Annotated in this window: 14 protein-coding genes; 4 read left to right on the top strand and 10 right to left on the bottom strand. The window is 67.3% G+C overall.

Annotated elements, in window-relative coordinates:
• Positions 1 to 14 precede the first annotated feature (14 nt).
• From ftsH to HWX39_RS35945, 3 genes are all read right to left on the bottom strand, one after another.
• Complete coding sequence (ftsH, locus tag HWX39_RS24385) at positions 15 to 1,928, bottom strand: ATP-dependent zinc metalloprotease FtsH (protein ID WP_175970349.1); 1,914 nt, start codon at positions 1,926 to 1,928, stop codon at positions 15 to 17.
• A gap of 43 nt (positions 1,929 to 1,971) precedes the next feature.
• Entirely contained in the window at positions 1,972 to 2,619 is a 648-nt protein-coding gene (locus HWX39_RS24380; protein WP_175970348.1) for a BON domain-containing protein, read from the bottom strand.
• Between the two features lie 104 nt (positions 2,620 to 2,723).
• Positions 2,724 to 2,909, bottom strand: coding sequence for a hypothetical protein (locus tag HWX39_RS35945; RefSeq protein ID WP_208458852.1), 186 nt, complete (start codon positions 2,907 to 2,909; stop codon positions 2,724 to 2,726).
• Here HWX39_RS35945 and HWX39_RS24375 point away from each other — a divergent pair.
• On the top strand, positions 2,908 to 3,096 hold the full coding sequence (locus HWX39_RS24375; protein ID WP_175970347.1) for a DUF2964 family protein: 189 nt from the start codon (positions 2,908 to 2,910) through the stop codon (positions 3,094 to 3,096). The two genes, HWX39_RS35945 and HWX39_RS24375, sit on opposite strands and share 2 nt — an antisense overlap.
• 88 nt (positions 3,097 to 3,184) lie before the next feature.
• Here the strand turns inward: HWX39_RS24375 and HWX39_RS24370 are convergent, their stop codons facing one another.
• The 7 genes from HWX39_RS24370 to HWX39_RS24340 all read right to left on the bottom strand — a co-directional run bounded on the left by HWX39_RS24370 (position 3,185) and on the right by HWX39_RS24340 (position 12,354).
• Positions 3,185 to 4,132, bottom strand: a complete 948-nt coding sequence (locus HWX39_RS24370; protein WP_175970346.1) for a carbamate kinase — start codon at positions 4,130 to 4,132, stop codon at positions 3,185 to 3,187.
• Between the two features lie 13 nt (positions 4,133 to 4,145).
• Complete coding sequence (locus HWX39_RS24365) at positions 4,146 to 5,150, bottom strand: ornithine carbamoyltransferase (RefSeq protein WP_175970417.1); 1,005 nt, start codon at positions 5,148 to 5,150, stop codon at positions 4,146 to 4,148.
• Positions 5,151 to 5,189: 39 nt separating this feature from the next.
• A complete protein-coding gene (locus HWX39_RS24360; RefSeq protein WP_175970345.1) occupies positions 5,190 to 6,413 on the bottom strand; it encodes an arginine deiminase in 1,224 nt (407 codons plus the stop codon).
• Between the two features lie 101 nt (positions 6,414 to 6,514).
• Positions 6,515 to 8,014 (bottom strand): basic amino acid/polyamine antiporter, encoded by a 1,500-nt coding sequence (locus HWX39_RS24355; RefSeq protein ID WP_175970344.1) that lies wholly within the window; start codon positions 8,012 to 8,014, stop codon positions 6,515 to 6,517.
• A 373-nt stretch (positions 8,015 to 8,387) separates the two neighbouring features.
• The gene (locus HWX39_RS24350) at positions 8,388 to 9,866 is read right to left on the bottom strand and encodes a PAS domain-containing protein (RefSeq protein WP_175970343.1); all 1,479 of its coding nucleotides are present in this window, start codon (positions 9,864 to 9,866) and stop codon (positions 8,388 to 8,390) included.
• Positions 9,863 to 10,315: a response regulator gene (locus HWX39_RS24345; protein WP_175970342.1), complete on the bottom strand. Its 453-nt coding sequence runs from the start codon at positions 10,313 to 10,315 to the stop codon at positions 9,863 to 9,865. Before HWX39_RS24345 ends, HWX39_RS24350 begins: the two co-directional genes overlap by 4 nt.
• A gap of 11 nt (positions 10,316 to 10,326) precedes the next feature.
• On the bottom strand, positions 10,327 to 12,354 hold the full coding sequence (locus HWX39_RS24340) for a PAS domain S-box protein (protein WP_244135085.1): 2,028 nt from the start codon (positions 12,352 to 12,354) through the stop codon (positions 10,327 to 10,329).
• Positions 12,355 to 12,761: 407 nt separating this feature from the next.
• Here HWX39_RS24340 and HWX39_RS24335 point away from each other — a divergent pair, with 407 nt between their 5' ends.
• The 3 genes from HWX39_RS24335 to rbbA are packed head-to-tail and all read left to right on the top strand — an operon-like array spanning position 12,762 to position 18,135.
• Positions 12,762 to 14,258: an efflux transporter outer membrane subunit gene (locus HWX39_RS24335; RefSeq protein WP_175970341.1), complete on the top strand. Its 1,497-nt coding sequence runs from the start codon at positions 12,762 to 12,764 to the stop codon at positions 14,256 to 14,258.
• The gene (locus HWX39_RS24330; protein ID WP_175970340.1) at positions 14,255 to 15,328 is read left to right on the top strand and encodes an efflux RND transporter periplasmic adaptor subunit; all 1,074 of its coding nucleotides are present in this window, start codon (positions 14,255 to 14,257) and stop codon (positions 15,326 to 15,328) included. Before HWX39_RS24335 ends, HWX39_RS24330 begins: the two co-directional genes overlap by 4 nt.
• Entirely contained in the window at positions 15,325 to 18,135 is a 2,811-nt protein-coding gene (gene rbbA / locus HWX39_RS24325) for a ribosome-associated ATPase/putative transporter RbbA (protein WP_175970339.1), read from the top strand. The genes HWX39_RS24330 and rbbA overlap by 4 nt, the downstream gene beginning before the upstream one ends.
• Position 18,136: the final 1 nt, after the last annotated feature.

Genomic DNA, 18,136 nt, shown 5'->3' with positions numbered 1-18,136 from the left:
TCGACGGCAGCCGGTCAGGCCGGCGCGTCCGTGGCCGTCGCCGGCTCCGCATCGGCGCGCGCAGGCCCGCGCTTATCGCCGCCATCGTCCGGCGGCGCGATGAGCGCCACCAGCGTGTCGTGATCGATCGACTCGTGCTGCAGCAGGCACAGCGCGATCCGCTCAAGCGCGTCGCGATGCGCGCCGAGCGTCGCCGCGACCCGCTCGTGCGCCGCTTCGAGCAACGCGCGCACTTCCTCGTCGATCAACCGTGCGGTGTGTTCGCTGCACCGGCCGTCGCCCGGCGTCCACACGCCGGGCGAACCGCCCTGCGCCGTCGCGTCGTCGAGCGTCGCCAGGCCGAGCTTCGCGCTCATCCCGTACTGCATGACCATGTGACGCGCCAGCGCGGTCGCCCGTTCCAGATCGTTCTGTGCGCCGGTCGACACGTCGCCGAACGCGATTTCCTCGGCCACCCGGCCGCCGAGCAGCACGTCGAGCCGCTCGAGCAGCTCGCTCTTGCGCAGCACGTAGCGATCCTCGGTCGGCACCTGCTGCGTATAGCCGAGCGCCGCGATGCCGCGCGGGATGATCGACACCTTCTTCACCGGATCGCAATGCACGCGGCTTTGCGCGACGAGCGCGTGCCCCGCTTCGTGGTACGCGATGGTCCGCTTTTCCTCGTCGTTCATCACGCGGCTCTTGCGCTCCATGCCCGTCATCGCGCGATCGATCGCCTCGTCGAAGTCGGCCATGCCGATCGCCGGCTTGCCGAGTTCGGCCGCATGCAGCGCGGCCTCGTTGACGACGTTCGCGAGATCCGCGCCGACGAAGCCCGGCGTGCGCTGCGCGAGTTCGCCGAGATCGACGTCGGCCGCGAGCTTCACGTGCTTGACGTGCACGCCGAGGATCTGCCGCCGGCCATTCACGTCGGGCCGGTCGATCGCGATGTGGCGGTCGAAGCGCCCGGGCCGCAGCAGCGCGGGATCGAGGATCTCGGGCCGGTTGGTCGCAGCCATGATGATCACGCCCGAATTGGCCTGGAAGCCGTCCATCTCGACGAGCAGCTGGTTGAGCGTCTGCTCGCGCTCGTCGTTGCCGGACATCACACCGACGCCGCGCGCCTTGCCGAGCGCATCGAGCTCGTCGATGAACACGATGCACGGCGCCTTCTGCTGCGCCTGCTCGAACAGGTCGCGCACGCGGGCCGCGCCGACGCCGACGAACATCTCGACGAACGCCGAGCCGCTGATCGTGAAGAACGGCACGGCCGCCTCGCCGGCCACCGCGCGCGCGAGCAGCGTCTTGCCGGTGCCGGGCGCGCCGACGATCAGCACGCCTTTCGGGATCTTGCCGCCGAGCCGCTGGTAGCGCTCGGGGTTGCGCAGGAACGCGACGATCTGCTGCAGCTCGGCCTTCGCTTCGTCGATGCCCGCGATATCGTCGAACGTGATGCCGGTTTCCTGCTGCACGTACACGCGCGCCCGGCTTTTGCCCATGCCGCTCAAGTCCCGGACCCCGCCCGGCCTGCGCATCATGAAGCTCCACAGCATCACGAGGACGATCACCGGCAATAGCCACCCGGCAAGCGTTTCGAGCCAGCCCGAATCCGGCGCGCCGCGATAGCGGATGCCGGCGGCCGTGAGGTCGCTGACGAGACGATCGTCGGCCACCCGGTTGGTCGTGAAGCGCCACGGCGGCCCCGCCTTCTTCACGGCGGCCGCGTCGGAGGCCGGCAGCGCCGCGCCGGCTTCCGGCATGCGCAGCGTGCCCGAGATCGACGACTGGCCGACGTCGAGATCGTCGACGAGCCGCGCGTCGACCAGCCGGTGAAAGTCGCTGTACGAAATCGACGTCGTTGCCGGCTGGGCCATCAGCAGCTGATACGCCACCAGCACGGCAAACACGAACGGAATCAGCAGACCGGAGTAATCGAATGATTTTTTCATGGCGTCGATCCGGCACGGCGGGCGCGGGCCCGCTCATGCAACGTCAGGCAACGGTCAGCCGGTCGACGACCTCGCGCACGCCCCTGACCGATGCGGCCGCGCCGCAAGCGGCACGCCGTTCGGCGAGCGACGCGACCGTGCCCGTCAACGTGACGATGCCGTCGTCGGCGGCGATCGAGATCCCCGCGGATTCGCGCTGCGCGCGCCGCGCGAGCGCTTCGGCGATCCGGGTACCGACGTCCGGCACCGTATGGTCGGCGCGCACGCGGATGCGATTCGCGACGCCGACGACGCCGATCATCCGGCTCACCATTGCTTCCGCCGCACGGCTCTGGAACGCGTGATCCACTTCGCCGTCGAGCGTCACGCAGCCATGGTCGACCTCGACGCGAATCTTGTGATCGCGCAGCGCCTCCTGCCAGCCGAGCGCGAACGTGATCGCGATCGCCAGCTCCTGATCCGCGCACGCGTTCTCCGGTGGCGTGACGTTCACTTCGAGCACCAGCGCGCGCGCATCCGCGACATGCAGCGCCGTTTTCTGCGCCTCGAGTTTCTGCGCCCAGCTATCGACCGTGCCGCGCAGCGTCACGATCCGGTCGCGTACGTCGACGTCGATCCGGCGCGCATCGATCGCCGGATTCCAGAACAGCGCCTGCTCGACATCCTGCTTGAGTGCTGCATCGGACTTCATGTCGGTCTCCCGTCGGCCCGCGTGTCGATCGCGACACTTGCGATCGGTGACGGGCCGCACCGGATCCAGCATCGCGCAAGGCGGCGCCGGCGGCTTGACGAGGATCAAGCAACGGCGTGCCTGGGGCAGCCGCCGACGGGCACGTTCAGGCCGTTTTTTCCGTTGATGCAGATCAACCGTGCGACGGAGCGGGACGCGATCATGACGCCAGCCCCTGCGAAATCCGCCACGACCCGGCGCTTCGCATCCGTATGGCAGCCGGCGCCAGCCGCTTCCCGGGAGATCGTCATGAACCGAAAGCAGTATCGAATCGCGCTCGCGACGCTCAGCGTGTTCATCGCGCTCGCGTCGCTGGCCGGCATCATTCACGGGCTGCTGTTCGACGAACGCGTGTTCAGGTACTCGATCCTCACGCTGATCATGAGCATCCTCTCGTTCGTCGTCCTGCTGAATCTCGCCCCGGGCGATCGCCCGTAACGCGTGCGGCGCCGTTGCCTTCGAACCTGACGTAACGAGCGGCCGCGTGCAGCCGCCGTTCATGCCGTACGCCGGCGACGGCGCGCCGTCACCGTGCCGGATCCGTCGTCCCGTCGAACGCGCAATCCTGCCCGACCAGCACCGAGGTGCCGGCAGTGTCGTCGACGAGGCGTGCGATATCCGCGAGCGAACCGATGGTCGCGCGCCGGCCCGACGTTCGAGCGAAGTCACCGGCGGCCTCGACTTTCGGTCCCATGGAGCCCGCTGCGAAAGCCTGCCCGGCGAGCGCCTCCGGCGACGTGCGGCGAACCAGCCGTGCGTCGGCAGTGCCCCAGTCGAGGTACACACCTGCCACGTCGGTGGCGATCACGAACAGGTCCGCATCGAGTTCACGGGCGAGGAGCGCCGCGCTGCGATCCTTGTCGACCACCGCCTCGATCCCATGGTGCCGGCCGCCCTCCGCTTCGACCACGGGAATGCCGCCTCCTCCCGCGCAAATCACGATCGCGCGACTGGCGAGCAGCGCCCGTACCGGCTCGATTTCCAGAAACCGCAGCGGCCGCGGGCTCGGCACGACGCGCCGGTACCCGTCGCCGTCCGCGACGATCTCCCAGCCGTTGGTGCGGACCATCTCGGTCGCCGCTGCCCGCGTGAGGACCGGACCGACTGGTTTGTCGGGATGCCGGAGCGCAGGATCCGCGGCGCTCACCTCGACCATCGTCAGGAGCGTCGCGCAAGGGCGCGACGCCGGCAGCCGGTTGCGCAGTTCCAGTTCGATCAGGTAGCCGATCATGCCTTCGGTCTCGGCGTCGAGCACATCGAGCGGAAAGCGTTCGGCAGGCGGCGCCTGCCGTGAAAGTGTCGCGAGCAACCCGACCTGCGGGCCGTTGCCGTGCACGATCACCAGTTCGTTCCCGTGCGCGATGCCCGCCAGCTGTGCCGCGGCCAGTCTCACGTTCTGCAGCTGCGCGACGGCGCTCATCGCCTCCCCGCGCCGCAGCAGTGCATTGCCGCCAAGTGCGACCACGATACGCATCGCCTGTCCTCCCCTAGCCGGCCAGCGTGGCAACCAGCACCGCCTTGATCGTATGCAGCCGGTTCTCGGCCTGCTCGAAAACGACGGACGCGTCGGACTCGAATACCTCGTCGGTGACCTCGACGCCATCGGTCAGCCCGTAGTGATCGGCAATCTGCTTGCCCACCACCGTATGCGCGTCGTGAAATGCCGGCAGGCAATGCATGAATTTCACGCGCGGGTTGCCGGTTTCCGACAGCAGTTTCGCGTTCACCTGATAGGGCAGCAACGTACCGATGCGCTCGCCCCATCGCGCCTCCGGTTCTCCCATCGAGACCCACACGTCCGTGTAGATGAAATCCACGCCCTTCACCGCTTCGCCGGGCTGTTCGGTCAGCATGAGCCGCGCGCCCGTCTTCGCGGCGATGTCCCGGCATTGCGCGATCAGTTCGTCGTGTGGCCAGAGATGCCGCGGTGCGCACAGGCGAACGTCCATGCCGAGCTTCGCACCGACGATCATCAGCGAGTTGCCCGTATTGTTGTGCGCGTCGCCGATGTAGCAAAACGCGATTTCGTGCAGCGGCTTGTCGCTGTGTTCGTGCATGGTCAGCACGTCGGCCAGCATCTGGGTCGGATGGAATTCGTCGGTCAGCCCGTTGTACACGGGTACGCCGGCGTACTGCGCGAGTTCCTCGACGATCTCCTGGCCGAAACCGCGATACTCGATCGCGTCGTACATCCGGCCGAGCACGCGGGCCGTGTCCTTCATCGATTCCTTATGACCGATCTGCGACCCCGTCGGATCGATGTAGGTGACGTGCGCGCCCTGGTCATGGGCGGCAACCTCGAACGCGCATCGCGTGCGGGTCGAGGTCTTCTCGAAGATCAGGGCGATGTTCCTGCCGGTCAGGCGCGGCACCTCGGTGCCCGCGTATTTCGCGCGCTTGAGGTCGCGCGACAGGTCGAGCAGGTAACGAATCTGGCGCGGCGTGTAGTCCATCAGCGTCAGATAGCTGCGGTTGCGTACGTTGAACATGATGAGTTTTCTTCTCTCGAGGTCAGCATGGATTGGCGCGGTTCAGAGCGCGACCGGATCGCGCGCGACCGGGCAGCTCAGGCAATGACTGCCGCCGCGGCCGCGGCCGAGCTCGCCGCCCGGCAGCTCGATCACCTCGACACCGGCCTGGCGCATCTTGCGGTTCGTGTGGGTGTTGCGGTCGTACGCGAGCACGACGCGGCGGTCGAGCGCGAGCACGTTGTTGCCGTCGTCCCATTGCTCGCGCTCGCTTTCGTAGCGGTCCCCGCCCGTCGTCAGCACGCGCAGCGAGCCGACACCGAGCGCACTCGCCACGACCTGCAGGAACTTCTCGTCATGACGCTCGTAGCGAATCTGCCCGAGCACGTCTCCGGCATACAGGCTCGTGCAGCGGATCTCGTCGGCCACGTCCGGATAAATGCTGACGAAATCGACGTCGAGGAACGAAAAGACCGTGTCGAGATGCATCGACGCGCGCGACTTCGGAAACTGGCATGCAATCACGCGCTTCGCACCGTTGCCGGCGAACAGTGCGCGGGCGACCTGCGTGACGGCTTGCGGGCTCGATCGCTCGCCCATGCCGATCAGCACGACGCCGTTGCCGATGGCCATCACGTCGCCGCCTTCGAGCGTCTGCGCGCCGTGATCGACGTCGGGGTCGCCCCACCACGTTCTGACCTTGCCCGCGAAGCGAGGATGAAACGCGTAGACAGCCGCGAGCAGCAGTGTTTCTTTCCGGCGCGCGGGCCAGAACATCGGATGCAACGTCACCCCGCCGTAGATCCATGCACTCGGGTCGCGTTGAAAAATCAGGTTCACGAGCGGCGGAATCACGAAGTCCGATCGCTCCAGATATCCGCCGAACAAACCGCGTGCATCGAACGGCAGTTCCGATTTCGCGACGCCGCCGATCAGCACCTCGGCGAGCCGCTGCGCCGGCATCGATTCGAGCCATAGCCGCAGTTCGCGAAGCATGCCCGTACCGACTTCCTCCTCCGTGATGCGGCGATCGAGTATCCAGTCGCGCGCGCCGGTATCGAGGCAGACTTCAGCCAGCAGATGCTGAAACTCCAGCACCTCCACGTCCCGTTCGCGCAGCACGCGCACGAACGCCTGATGATCCTCGATGGCCTTGTCGACCCAGATCACGTCGTCGAAGAGCAAGGTTCCGCAGTTGGCCGGCGTCAGCCGGCGATGGGCGAGGCCAGGCGCGCAAACCATCACGGTTCGCAGTTTGCCGGCCTCGGAATGAACGCCAAGAGTCATGATCGGTTTCCCGAAGTTCCGTAGCAGTTTTGTGCGGACACGCCACCGCGATGGCGTGGCCTGTTCGTCATCGGCCCTGTCGATTGCGTATTCGATACCCGTCAACCGATCGACACGACACCCTTCGCAAACAGCACGCATGCAGTCACCGCGACGGCGAGCAAGACGACAGCGGCCGTGCGCTCGAGTCCGGTAAAAGCGGGTGAGTCCGGATTCTTCTCGCGCTGCGCATACCAGAACACGGGGATGCCGATCACGAAGAAGATCGTCGACATCAGCAGGTAGGTAGGACCGGCCGCGTAGAGCAGCCATGCCGCGTAGGCGGTGCCCAGAACGCCGGTCCATATCGACGCGCGCTTGCCCTCGCCCGCATGCTCCTGGAAGCTCCGCTGCGTCGCGCATTTCCACAGGAAGCCGGTGCTCGCGAGATACGGCGGCAGGATCATCACGCCGGCCACGCTGATGAGCCACATCCACGCGTCGTGCGCAAACAGCACGACGAACATCATGACCTGCATCACGGCACTCGAAATCCACAGCGACGGCGCAGCCGCATGATGGCGATTCTCGTGCGACAGGAAGCGCGGAAAAATGTTGTCCTTGGCGGCCGCATACGGCAACTCGGCAACGAGGACCGTCCACGCCAGCCAGCAGCTCAGCACCGAGAACAGCAGCGCGACGACGACGAAGACCGCCCCCCAGTGCCCGACGAGCTGCTCGATGACATAGGCCGTGGACGGATTCTGCAGGCCTGCCAGCTGATGCTGGGACATCACGCCGAACGGCAGCGCGGAAAGCAGGAAATAGAGCGTCGTGCAGACCGCGAGCCCGATGAACGTCGCGGTGCCCACCGCGTGCTGATCGCGCGCCCGGTCGGACACGACGACGGCGCCCTCGATGCCGATGAACACCCAGAGCGTGACCAGCATCGTGCTCTTGACCTGTGCCAGCGTGCCCCCGAGATGCTGCTGCTGTCCCCACACATCGAACGAGAAATGTCCCTTCTGGAAAAACAGCGCCATGACGACAATGGCGACGGACAGCGTCACGACATTGACCACGCTCGTGATCGTGTTGAGGATCGCCGCGCGCTTCACGCCGGAAAGCACCATGAAGTGCAAGGCCCAGATCAGCACCGATCCGCCCGCGATCGACTGCCAGTTCCTGCCGTCGAACGCGGGGAAAAAATAGCCGAGCGTCTGCATGATCAGCACCGCGAACGCGACGTTGCCGAACGCGGAGCTGAGCCAGTATCCCCAGGCCATCTCGAAACCCGCGAACTTGCCGAAGCCTTCTCGTGCATACGAGTAGATGCCCGCGGTGAGTTCGGGGCGCTGGTCCGCCAGCGTGCGGAACGCGTTTGCCAGAAAGAACATGCCGACGAGCGTGATGATCCATGCGATCGCGATGGCGCCGAGGCCGGCGCCCGCGGCCATGTTCTGCGGAAGGTTGAACGCCCCGCCGCCGATCATCGAGCCGACGACGATGCCGCTCAGCAGCAGCAAACCGAGCTTGCGTGTATCGGGGCCGCCGGCCGCCTTCGGCACGGACGACGTCCGGTCGCCCTCGGCTGAAGGTCTCTCCACGACAGGTTGACTCATGTCAGTTCTCCACACACGTTGACTTCTCCCGCTCATGCGACGGGCCGCATGACAGACGGCAACCATGAGCCGGTCTCTGGTTGGTGAAATATAAAATTCGGATGACTGTCTATTTGAGGTTCGTCGATTCGCGAAGAAAGCCGGAACCGGCGATGAAGCGCGTCGGCGAGGCCGTGCGTTCCGGCGCCTGACCGACCTTGACCATGGTAGATGCCGAACCACCGTACCCTGCTTGATTCAGGTCAACGGTGCGGGTCGGGGGGCCGGGGAAGCATGCAGACGGGTGAGGCGCAGAAGAATCACCGCAACCCGGATGGGGCCGGGGAGCGCGCAGACGTCATCCAGGTCGAATCGGGCGGGCCGGCAATTGCGCTCAGTCGGGTTCGTCGGCCTCGACCGTGGCCAGCGGCATCACGATCGTCACCGCGAAGCCATGGCCGGGCGCCGTCTCGATCCGCAGTTCACCGCCCAGGCGTTCGGCGCGCTCTCTCATGCCGAGCAAGCCAAACGACTTCAACCCGGGACGCACGTCGCTGTCGGCGCCGAGGCCGTTGTCCTCGATCGTCACGATGCAGTGCGGCTCGTCCCGCCGGATGCCGATCGTGACCTCGGTCGCCCCCGAATGCCGCGCACTGTTCGTCAGCGCCTCCTGCACCATCCGGAACACGGCCGTTGCGCTCTCGCGGTTGAAAGCGATCTGGTTCGCATCGATGCGCCTGAGGACACGCATGCCGTACCGCGACGAGAAATCCGCGATCAGCCAGTCGACGGCCGGGACCAGTCCGAGATCGTCGAGCATCCTCGGCCGCAAATCCGCGGCGATGCGCCGCACCGACACGACGATCTGGTCGATCATCGAATACAGGTTGCCGACCATCGCCTCGGGCGACCCCGCCTCCGCGCCCTTGAGTGTGTTTTCGAGCACCGCGGTCACCATTTTGAGCGCGGTCAGCTGCTGCCCCAGGTCGTCGTGCAGTTCGCGGGCGATTCGCGCCTTCTCCTCTTCCCGCGCGCGCAGGATGCTGGCCGACAGGCGCTTCAGCTCCTCGCGCGAGTCGCGCAGCTGCTCCTCCGCGCGCCTGCGATCCGAAATGTCCATGATCCAGCCGACCATCCGGTAGGGCGCACCCGTGCCGTCCCACAACGCCTGGCCCCTGGACTGGATCCAGCGGAACTCGCCGGATTTGGTGCGGACCCGGTATTCCACGTCGTAGGACCGTTCATGCGCCAGATGCCGGTCGAGGATCGACGCCACACGGTCGGCGTCGTCGGGATGAATCGCGTCGAGATGCGCGCGCGCGTCATTCGGCAGTTCGCGATCGTCGTATCCCATGATCTCGTGGAAGTGCGCCGACAGATACATCGCGCCGGTGAGCAGGTTCCAGTCCCACAGGCCGGCTGCGGCACCGCTCACCGCCAGCTGAAACCGTTCCTCGCTGGCCGCCAGGGCCACCGACACGTGATGCCGCTCGATCGCATAACGAATCGCCCGGCCCAGCAACGCCGGTTGAATGTCCCGCTTGAGCAGATAGTCCTGTGCGCCTTCCTGGATCGCCAGCAAGCCCGCCGACAGATCGTCCAGGCCGGTCAGCACGATGATCGGCACCTCCGGCTTGGCCGCATGCAGCCTGCTGAACGTGTCGAGTCCCTGGGAATCCGGAAGACCAAGGTCGAGCAGCGCCACGTCGACGTGTTCTGCCTGAAAGTGATCCATGCCCTCCGACAGGCGCTCGACATGGAGCAGCACGGACACGAAATCCTGCACCTCGGCGAGCGCTTCGCGGATCAGGAACGTGTCGGTCGGGCTATCCTCGACGAGCAGGATCCGGACCTCCTTGAGCGGCGTATTCATCGCCCGGCAGGCGGCAGCGTGACGACACCGAACCAGAAATCGCTGATTCGGCGCACGACGTCGGCAAACTTCGCGAAATCGACCGGCTTCGCGATGTAGCAATTGGCGTGAAGGCCGTAGGACTTCACCACGTCCTCTTCCGATTTCGAGGTGGTCAGGATGACGACGGGGATATTCCGCAGGTCGGGGTCGTCCTTCAGTTCCTGAAGGACTTCACGTCCGCTCTTCCTCGGGAGATTCAGGTCCAGGATGATGAGTCCCGGCCGGCGCGCGTCGCGATACTGCCCTTCCCTGCGGAGATACGCCATCGCCGCCACGCCGTCTTCCACGACCTTGAGCGGGTTGAGCACCTTGTAATATTCGAGCCCCTCGCGGGTCATCATCACGTCGGTGGGGCTGTCTTCGACGAGCAGGATATCGACGAGACCATCAAGCAGTTCGACTGGCATTGGCTCTCTCCTTAAACGACTTCGGCGTCCGGATCGGTCGCTGCCGCGCGCGGTAACGTGAAGAAAAAGATCGTTCCCCGCCCCGGTTCGGATTCGACCCAGATCCTGCCGCCGTGACGCTCCACGATCCGCTTGCACAACGCGAGCCCGATCCCCGTGCCGGGATAATCGCGGCGCGTATGCAGGCGCTGGAAGATCAGGAAGATGCGCTCGAAGTACTGGGCATCGATCCCGATTCCGTTGTCTTCGACGCGGAACAGCCATCCATCGGCACAAGGCTCCGCACCGATCCGGATCTGCAGCGGCGCCTCCTTGCGGCGGAACTTGACGGCATTGCCCACCAGGTTCTGAAACAGCAGCGCGAGCTGCGACGGAATGGCCTGCACCGCCGGCAGGAAACCCCGGTGCACGTCGGCGCCGGCCTCTTCCAGTGCCACGGCAAGATTGTTCAGCGCACTGTCGAGCGCGGCCGCGCACGCCATCGGCTGGAACGGATTGTCCGACCGGCCCACGCGCGAATACGTCAGAAGATCCTCGATCAACGCCTGCATGCGGGTGGCGCCTTCGACGGCGTGGCCGATGTATTCGTCCGCGCGCGCATCCAGTTGCCCCTGGTAGCGGCGCTGCAGCAACTGCAACGGCCCGGCGACGGCTCGAAGGGGTTCCTGCAGGTCATGCGACGCGACGTACGCGAACTGCTCCAGGTCGCGATTGGAGCGGGCCAGCTCGTCGGTACGCTCGCGCAGCGCTTCCTCCGCACGCTTGCGCTCCGTAATGTCGACGATGGCCGCCAGGACGAACATCCCTTCATCCGTTTCGATCGGATTCAACCCGATTTCGACCGGCAATTCGGTCCCGTCGCTGCGCAACCCGGAAAGATGCCGGCCCGCGCCCATGGGGCGGCTCGTTGGCGCGGCGAGGAACGCCGCGCGATGGTCCGGATGCTGGGCCCGGAACCGGGCCGGCACCAGCGTCTCGATGCTTCGGCCGATCAGCTCGTCGCGCGGGTAGCCGAAGACGCGCTCGGTCTGCGAATTCACCAGGACGATCTGGCCGCCGCGGTTCACCATGACCATCGCATTCGGCGACGCCTCGACGACCAGCCGCAGGCGTTCTTCCGCGCGCTTGCGTTCGCTGATGTCGGTGGAAATGCCGCCGATCGACACGATCCGTCCGCCCGAATCCCGGATCGGAAAACGGACTGACAGAAACGTTCGAGGCTGCTCCGCGAGGAGCACGGTTTCCTCGGTCTCGACCACTTCGCCGGCCAGCACCCGGTCATCCGCCTGCCGATAGGCAGCCGCCCGCTCCGCCGGGAAGATCTGTTCGTCCGTCTTGCCGAATGCCTCCTGACGGCGGACATGGAATACGTCCTCGAAGCGCCGGTTCACGAGTGCATAGCGCCGATCCGCCTGCTTGACGCTGATCACCGTGGCGGCATTGTCCACGATGGACTGAAGCTGCTGCTGGCTGTCCCGTATCGCCAGCTCCGCGCGTTCGTGCTCGGCGATCTTGCGACGCAGCGCATCGTTGACGCTTTCGAATTCGGCCGTGCGCGTCGCGACCCGGTGCTCAAGCTCGTGGGTGAGCGCACGCAACTGATTCTCGGCTTCCTGGCGTGCCGCGATCTCGCGGACGAGGTCCCGGTTCGCCTGGTCCAGCTGCATCGGGCTCGGCAGCGCGAGCGCTTTCGGCATCAAGGGCCATATCACGATGGCCGTGGCGAGCGATGCCGCTGCGGTCAGGGTCTTGACGCTCGCGTCCAGCCAGTACACCGGCTGCCAGATGTCGATAATCGAGATCAGATGGGTAGTGCCGCAGGCGAGGATGAATACGGCGAACATCAGGAACAGCCAGCTGAAAGGCAGATCCTTGCGACGGCGCGCGAATATCCCCAGCGCGACGGGTATCGAATAGTAGGACAGCGCGATGATGGCGTCGGCAACCACGTATGACCAGATCAGCCCCGGCGACCACTGCAGACAATAGCCATGGGGAACAAAGCCTGAAGCCGCAAAGAACTGAGCGATCGTTTCCACGCGCCATGCTCCTTCCTGTTGGAACCCTCCGGGCTCGGGTCGGCCAGCATCATCGATTTGTCGCTTGACACTATATACGTGACGGCGATCGCGCACGCAAGAAGCGGGCCGGGGGAGTCTTCCGGATATCGGGAGAATTGTCCGGCTTTCATGAAGGCCGGACGCTTGCCGATCCGGCCTCCCGCTCACCGTTGCCGCGCGGCTTGCCCGCTCCCGGCGCCCGGCGCAATCCGCGGGACCGGGCGCGTTCCGGCGAGCCTGTCAACCGAAGCGGCGCTCGAAACGCATTCCCGCGCAAGTGATGCAGATCAAGGGTAGGAGCGTCATTCGTCGGATATAAGTGAACCCGAAGCGGCGACGCCACGAGGCGGCGCCACCCCGCGTTTCCGTATTCGCCGAGGCATTCCATGCGCGCCATCGCGCTTCCCTCCGTCCTCCGTATCGCAGCTTTCCGGTACGTGCGTTTAGTTGCGCTCGCAACGGGTATCGGCCTGCTTTCCGGATGTCTGTCGCTCGCACCGCGTGACGAACCTCCGGCCGCGCCGATTCCCGCCGCCTTTCCGGATCCGGCAGCCGACCACGCGCCTGCGGCAGCACCGGTGCCTGCGTGGCGTGACTACTTCGTCGATGCGCGCCTGCGCACGCTGATCGCACAGGCGCTGGCCAACAATCGCGACCTGCGTGCGGCCGTTGCCCGCGTCGAACAGGCGCGCGCCGTCTACGGCATCCGCCGCGCGGACCAGTGGCCGACGATCGGCGCCGGTGCGGCCTATGCGCGGTTTCGCGCACCGGGCGGCTTCCTGACACCGGCGCCGTTCATCGGCCAGGTCTACGATGTCCAGCTGGCCGAGACGCAATGGGAACTCGATTTCTGGGGCCGTGTGCGCAACCTGAAGGACGCGGCGCTGCAGCGCTATCTCGCGAGCGACGCGTCCCGGCGTGCCGCCACGCTGAGCGTGATCACGTCGGTCGCCAACGCGTATCTGACCCTGTGCGAATACGACGAGCGCATCGCGCTGACCCGCGCGACGATCGACACGCGCCGCGAGTCGCTGCGGATTTTCCGGCTTCGCCATGCGGCCGGCGCGATTTCCCGCCTCGACCTGACGCAAGCCGAGATCCTGCTGCAGCAGGCGGAGTCGCTCGGTGCCCAGCTGCAGCAGGCACGCGCGTCGGCAGCCGATGCACTGGCCCTGCTGGTCGGCGCGCCGCCGGATCTGGCCGGCACGCCGCTCGCGCTCGACGACGGCGCCGTCGCGCCGTCGCTCGCGCCCGGCCTGCCGTCGTCGCTGCTCGCGCGGCGGCCGGACGTGATCGCGGCCGAGCACGAACTGCAGGCGACCCGCGCGAATATCGGCGCGGCACGCGCCGCGTTCTTTCCGCGCATCGCGCTGACGAGTTCGATCGGCTCGGGCAGCAGCGCGCTGCACGACCTCCTGACATCCAGCACCGGCGTCTGGTCGGTGATCCCGAACGTGACGCTGCCGCTGATCGACGGCGGCCGCAACCGCTCGAATCTCGCGCTGGCGCATGCGCAGCGCGACGAAGCGCTCGCGCGGTACGAGCGGACGATCCAGGGTGCGTTCCGCGACGTGTCCGATGCGCTCGCGTCCCGTTACTGGCTGGCCGACGAGGTGCGCATCGAGCGCGCCACGCTGGATTCGCAGGCCGAACGGGCCCGCCTCGCGAAGCTGCGCTACGACAGCGGCGCGACCCGGTTCCTCGAGGTGCTCGACGCGCAGCGCGACCTGATGAACGCGGAACAGCAATGGGTGATGACGCGCCGGGCGCTGCTGTCGAGCCGCGTCGCGCTCTATGGCGCGCTCGGCGGCGCCACGCGCGACAGCGATGCCGCCGCCGCGCCCCCGACCAACGAATCGACGAATCCGGACTCCCTACGATGAAAACCCTCAAGCGCCCTGTTCTGATCGGGGCAGGCGTCGCCGTGCTCGCGATCGGCATCACGTTTTACGGATGGACGCGCTGGCATGACGGACAGGCCGATGCCGGCCTCGTGAGCGGCAACGGCCGCATCGAAGCGACCGAGATCGACGTCGCGACCAAGCTGCCGGGGCGGGTCACCGCGATGCTCGTCGACGAAGGCGACTTCGTGAAAGCCGGCCAGCCGCTCGCGCGCATGGACGTCGTCGTGCTGCAGGCGCAGCTCGACGAAGCGCGCGCCCGCGAGGAGCAGGCGGTGAACACGGCGGCGAGCATCGACGCGCAGGTCGCGCAGCGGCGCAGCGACAAGGCGGCGGCCGAGGCCGTCGTCGTCCAGCGGGAAAGCGAACTGGATGCGGCGACGCGGCGGCTCGCGCGCTCCGAGACGCTGTCGCGCGACGGCGCATCGTCGATGCAGGAACTCGACGACGACCGCGCCCGCGCCGGCAGCCTGCGGGCGACCGTGAATGCGGCGCGCGCGCAGGTGCAGGCCGCGCAGGCCGCGATCGACGCGACCCGCGCCCAGCTCGTCGCCGCGCACTCCGCCGTGACGGCCGCGCAGGCGACGGTCGCGCGCGTGCAGGCCGACATCTCGGATAGCGACCTGACATCGCCGCGCGACGGGCGCGTGCAGTATCGCGTGGCCGAATCGGGCGAGGTGCTGCCGGCCGGCGGCAAGGTGCTCAACGTGGTCGACCTGTCGGACGTCTACATGACCTTCTTCCTGCCCGAGACGGTCGTCGGCCGGGTGCCGCTCGGCGCCGACGTGCGGATCGTGCTCGACGCAGCGCCGGAGTACGTGATTCCGGCCCGCGTGTCGTACGTGTCGAGCACCGCGCAGTTCACGCCGAAAACGGTCGAGACGGCCACCGAACGGCAGAAGCTGATGTTCCGGGTGAAAGCACGCATCGACCGCGACCTGCTGCAGCGCCATCTGAAGCTCGTCAAGACCGGGCTGCCCGGTGTCGCGTGGCTGAAGGCCGATCCGAATGCCGCGTGGCCCGCGCGCCTCGCGATCAAGGTCCCCCAATGAAGTCGACGCTCCCGGCCGATACCGCCGCAGGCGCGACCGAAGGGCCGCCGGTTCCCGCGCCGGTCGCGCGGCTGACCGGCGTCTCGCTGCGCTACGGCGACAAGGCCGCGCTCGACGACGTGACGCTCGACATCCCGGCCGGCCGCATGATCGGGCTGATCGGGCCGGACGGCGTCGGCAAATCGAGCCTGCTCGCGCTCGTGTCCGGCGCACGCGCGATCCAGCAGGGGCGCGTGTGGACGCTCGACGGCGACCTGTCGTCACGCCGTCATCGCGCGCGCGTCTGCCGGCGCATCGCCTACATGCCGCAGGGCCTGGGCCGGAACCTGTACGCGACGCTGTCAGTCGAGGAAAACCTGCAGTTCTTCGCGCGGCTGTTCGGCCATGACGCGGCGGAGCGGCGGCGCCGCATCGACGCGCTCACGCACAGCACCGGCCTGCACCCGTTCCTGGATCGGCCCGCCGGCAAACTGTCCGGCGGCATGAAGCAGAAGCTCGGCCTGTGCTGCGCGCTGATCCACGATCCGGACCTGCTGATCCTCGACGAACCGACGACCGGCGTCGATCCGCTGTCGCGCGCCCAGTTCTGGGAGCTGATCGCACGCATTCGCGCCGCCCGTCCGGCGATGAGCGTGCTGGTGGCCACCGCGTACATGGACGAGGCCCGGCGGTTCGACCAGCTGATCGCGATGGACGCCGGGCGCGTGCTGGCGACCGGCAGCCCGGACGCGCTGCTGGCCCGCACCGGCTGCGGCACGCTCGAGGACGCGTTCGTCGCGTTGCTCCCCGACGCGCAGCGGCGCGGGCACCAGCCGATCCGGATCGCGCCGTTCCAGCCCGATGCCGCCGCCGGCTATGCGATCGAGGCCGACGGGCTGACGATGCGCTTCGGCGATTTCGTCGCGGTCGATCACGTCAGCCTGCAGATCCGTCGCGGCGAGATCTTCGGCTTCCTCGGCTCCAACGGCTGCGGCAAGTCGACGACGATGAAGATGCTCACCGGGCTGCTCCCCGCGTCCGAAGGCACGGCGACGCTGTTCGGCCAGCCGGTCGCCGCCGACGACATCGACACGCGCCGGCGGGTCGGCTACATGTCGCAAGGCTTTTCGCTGTACGGCGAGCTGACCGTGCGGCAGAACCTCGTGCTGCATGCGCGCCTGTTCGGCGTGCCGGAGGCGAACGTGCCGGGGCGGGTCGCCGAAATGGTCGAGCGCTTCGGGCTGGCCGGCGCGCTCGACGCACTGCCCGAACGCCTGCCGCTCGGCGTGCGGCAGCGGCTGTCCCTCGCGGTGGCGATGGTGCACAAGCCCGAGCTGCTGATCCTCGACGAGCCGACGTCCGGCGTGGACCCGGTCGCGCGGGACGATTTCTGGCGGCTGATGATCGAGCTGGCACGGCACGATCGCGTCACGATCTTCATCTCGACGCACTTCATGAACGAAGCCGAGCGCTGCGATCGCGTCTCGCTGATGCACGCGGGCCGGGTGCTCGCCAGCGCCGCCCCCGGGGAGCTCGTGCGCACGCGCGGCGCCGGCTCGCTCGAGGAGGCGTTCATCGCGTACCTGACCGATGCGCAGCAAGCGGACAGCACGCCGGTCGACGAGGCATCCGACGCGGGCTGGCTGAGCACACCGGCCGACGCCGACGCCGACGCCTGTGCCGGCGCCGGCCGCGCGGCCGCATGGTTCAGCCCCGCACGCGCCGGCAGTTATCTCTGGCGCGAAGTGCTGGAGCTGCGGCGCGACCCGCTGCGGGCGACGCTGGCGCTGTTCGGATCGCTCGTACTGATGTGCGTGATCAGCATCGGCATCAGCCTCGACGTCGACAACCTGACGTTCGCGGTGCTCGACCGCGACCAGTCGATCCTGAGCCAGGACTACGCGCAGAACCTCGCCGGCTCCCGCTACTTCGTGCCGCGCGCCGCGCTCGTGGACGATCGCGACATCGACCGGCGCATGCGCAACGGCCAGTTGTCGCTCGCGATCGAGATTCCGCCCGGCTTCGCCCGCGACGTCGCGCACGGCCGGCGCGTCGAGATCGGCGCGTGGATCGACGGCGCGATGCCGATGCGCGCGGAGACGATCCGCGGCTATGTCGCCGGCATGCACGAGAACTGGCTGCGCGACCAGGCAAAGCGCAGGCTCGGCGCGTCGCTCGCGCCGCCGGTCGAGATCGCCGTCCGCTATCGCTACAACCCGGACGTCAGGAGCCTGCCGGCGATGATTCCGGCCATCATGCCGATGCTGCTGCTGATGCTGCCCGCGATGCTGACGGCGCTGGCCGTCGTCCGCGAACGGGAGCTCGGATCGATCGTCAACCTGTACGTGACGCCCGTCACACGGGTCGAATTCCTGCTCGGCAAGCAGGCGCCCTACGTGATGCTGGCCATGCTGAACTTCCTGCTGATGGTCGTGCTGGCCGACGTCGCGTTCGGCGTGCGGATCAAGGGCAGTTTCTTCACGCTCGCGGCCGCGGTGCTGGTCTTCAACGTGGTGGCCACGGGCATCGGGCTGTTCGCGTCGACGTTCACCCGCAGCCAGATCGCCGCGATCTTCATGACGATCGTCGGCACGCTGATTCCCGTCGTGCAGTTCTCGGGGCTGCTCACGCCGCTGTCGTCGCTGGAAGGCGCCGGCAAGTGGATCGGCACGGTCTACCCGGCCACCTACATGCTCGCGATCAGCCGCGGCGTGTTCAACAAGGCACTCGGCCTGGCCGACCTGTCGTCGCAGTTCTGGCCGCTGCTCGCGGCGGCGCCGGCCATCCTGGTCGTGACCGCCGTGCTGCTGCGCAAACAGGAGCGCTGAC

Origin of the sequence: Burkholderia sp. BCC0322, from assembly GCF_902833045.1 — a bacterium.
Classification (GTDB): domain Bacteria; phylum Pseudomonadota; class Gammaproteobacteria; order Burkholderiales; family Burkholderiaceae; genus Burkholderia.
Note: the sequence above shows the minus strand (reverse complement) of the source record. Positions and strands in the feature narration are given on the sequence as shown.

Bases quoted from the DNA above. Each gene is read 5' to 3' on its own strand.
- ftsH (WP_175970349.1), bottom strand. From the start codon at position 1,928: ATGAAAAAATCATTCGATTACTCCGGTCTGCTGATTCCGTTCGTGTTT.
- HWX39_RS24345 (WP_175970342.1), bottom strand. From the start codon at position 10,315: ATGCCAGTCGAACTGCTTGATGGTCTCGTCGATATCCTGCTCGTCGAA.
- rbbA (WP_175970339.1), top strand. From the start codon at position 15,325: ATGAAGTCGACGCTCCCGGCCGATACCGCCGCAGGCGCGACCGAAGGG.
- HWX39_RS24370 (WP_175970346.1), bottom strand. From the start codon at position 4,132: ATGCGTATCGTGGTCGCACTTGGCGGCAATGCACTGCTGCGGCGCGGG.
- HWX39_RS24335 (WP_175970341.1), top strand. From the start codon at position 12,762: ATGCGCGCCATCGCGCTTCCCTCCGTCCTCCGTATCGCAGCTTTCCGG.
- HWX39_RS35945 (WP_208458852.1), bottom strand. From the start codon at position 2,909: ATGACGATCTCCCGGGAAGCGGCTGGCGCCGGCTGCCATACGGATGCG.
- HWX39_RS24380 (WP_175970348.1), bottom strand. From the start codon at position 2,619: ATGAAGTCCGATGCAGCACTCAAGCAGGATGTCGAGCAGGCGCTGTTC.
- HWX39_RS24355 (WP_175970344.1), bottom strand. From the start codon at position 8,014: ATGAGTCAACCTGTCGTGGAGAGACCTTCAGCCGAGGGCGACCGGACG.
- HWX39_RS24330 (WP_175970340.1), top strand. From the start codon at position 14,255: ATGAAAACCCTCAAGCGCCCTGTTCTGATCGGGGCAGGCGTCGCCGTG.
- HWX39_RS24350 (WP_175970343.1), bottom strand. From the start codon at position 9,866: ATGAATACGCCGCTCAAGGAGGTCCGGATCCTGCTCGTCGAGGATAGC.
- HWX39_RS24360 (WP_175970345.1), bottom strand. From the start codon at position 6,413: ATGACTCTTGGCGTTCATTCCGAGGCCGGCAAACTGCGAACCGTGATG.
- HWX39_RS24375 (WP_175970347.1), top strand. From the start codon at position 2,908: ATGAACCGAAAGCAGTATCGAATCGCGCTCGCGACGCTCAGCGTGTTC.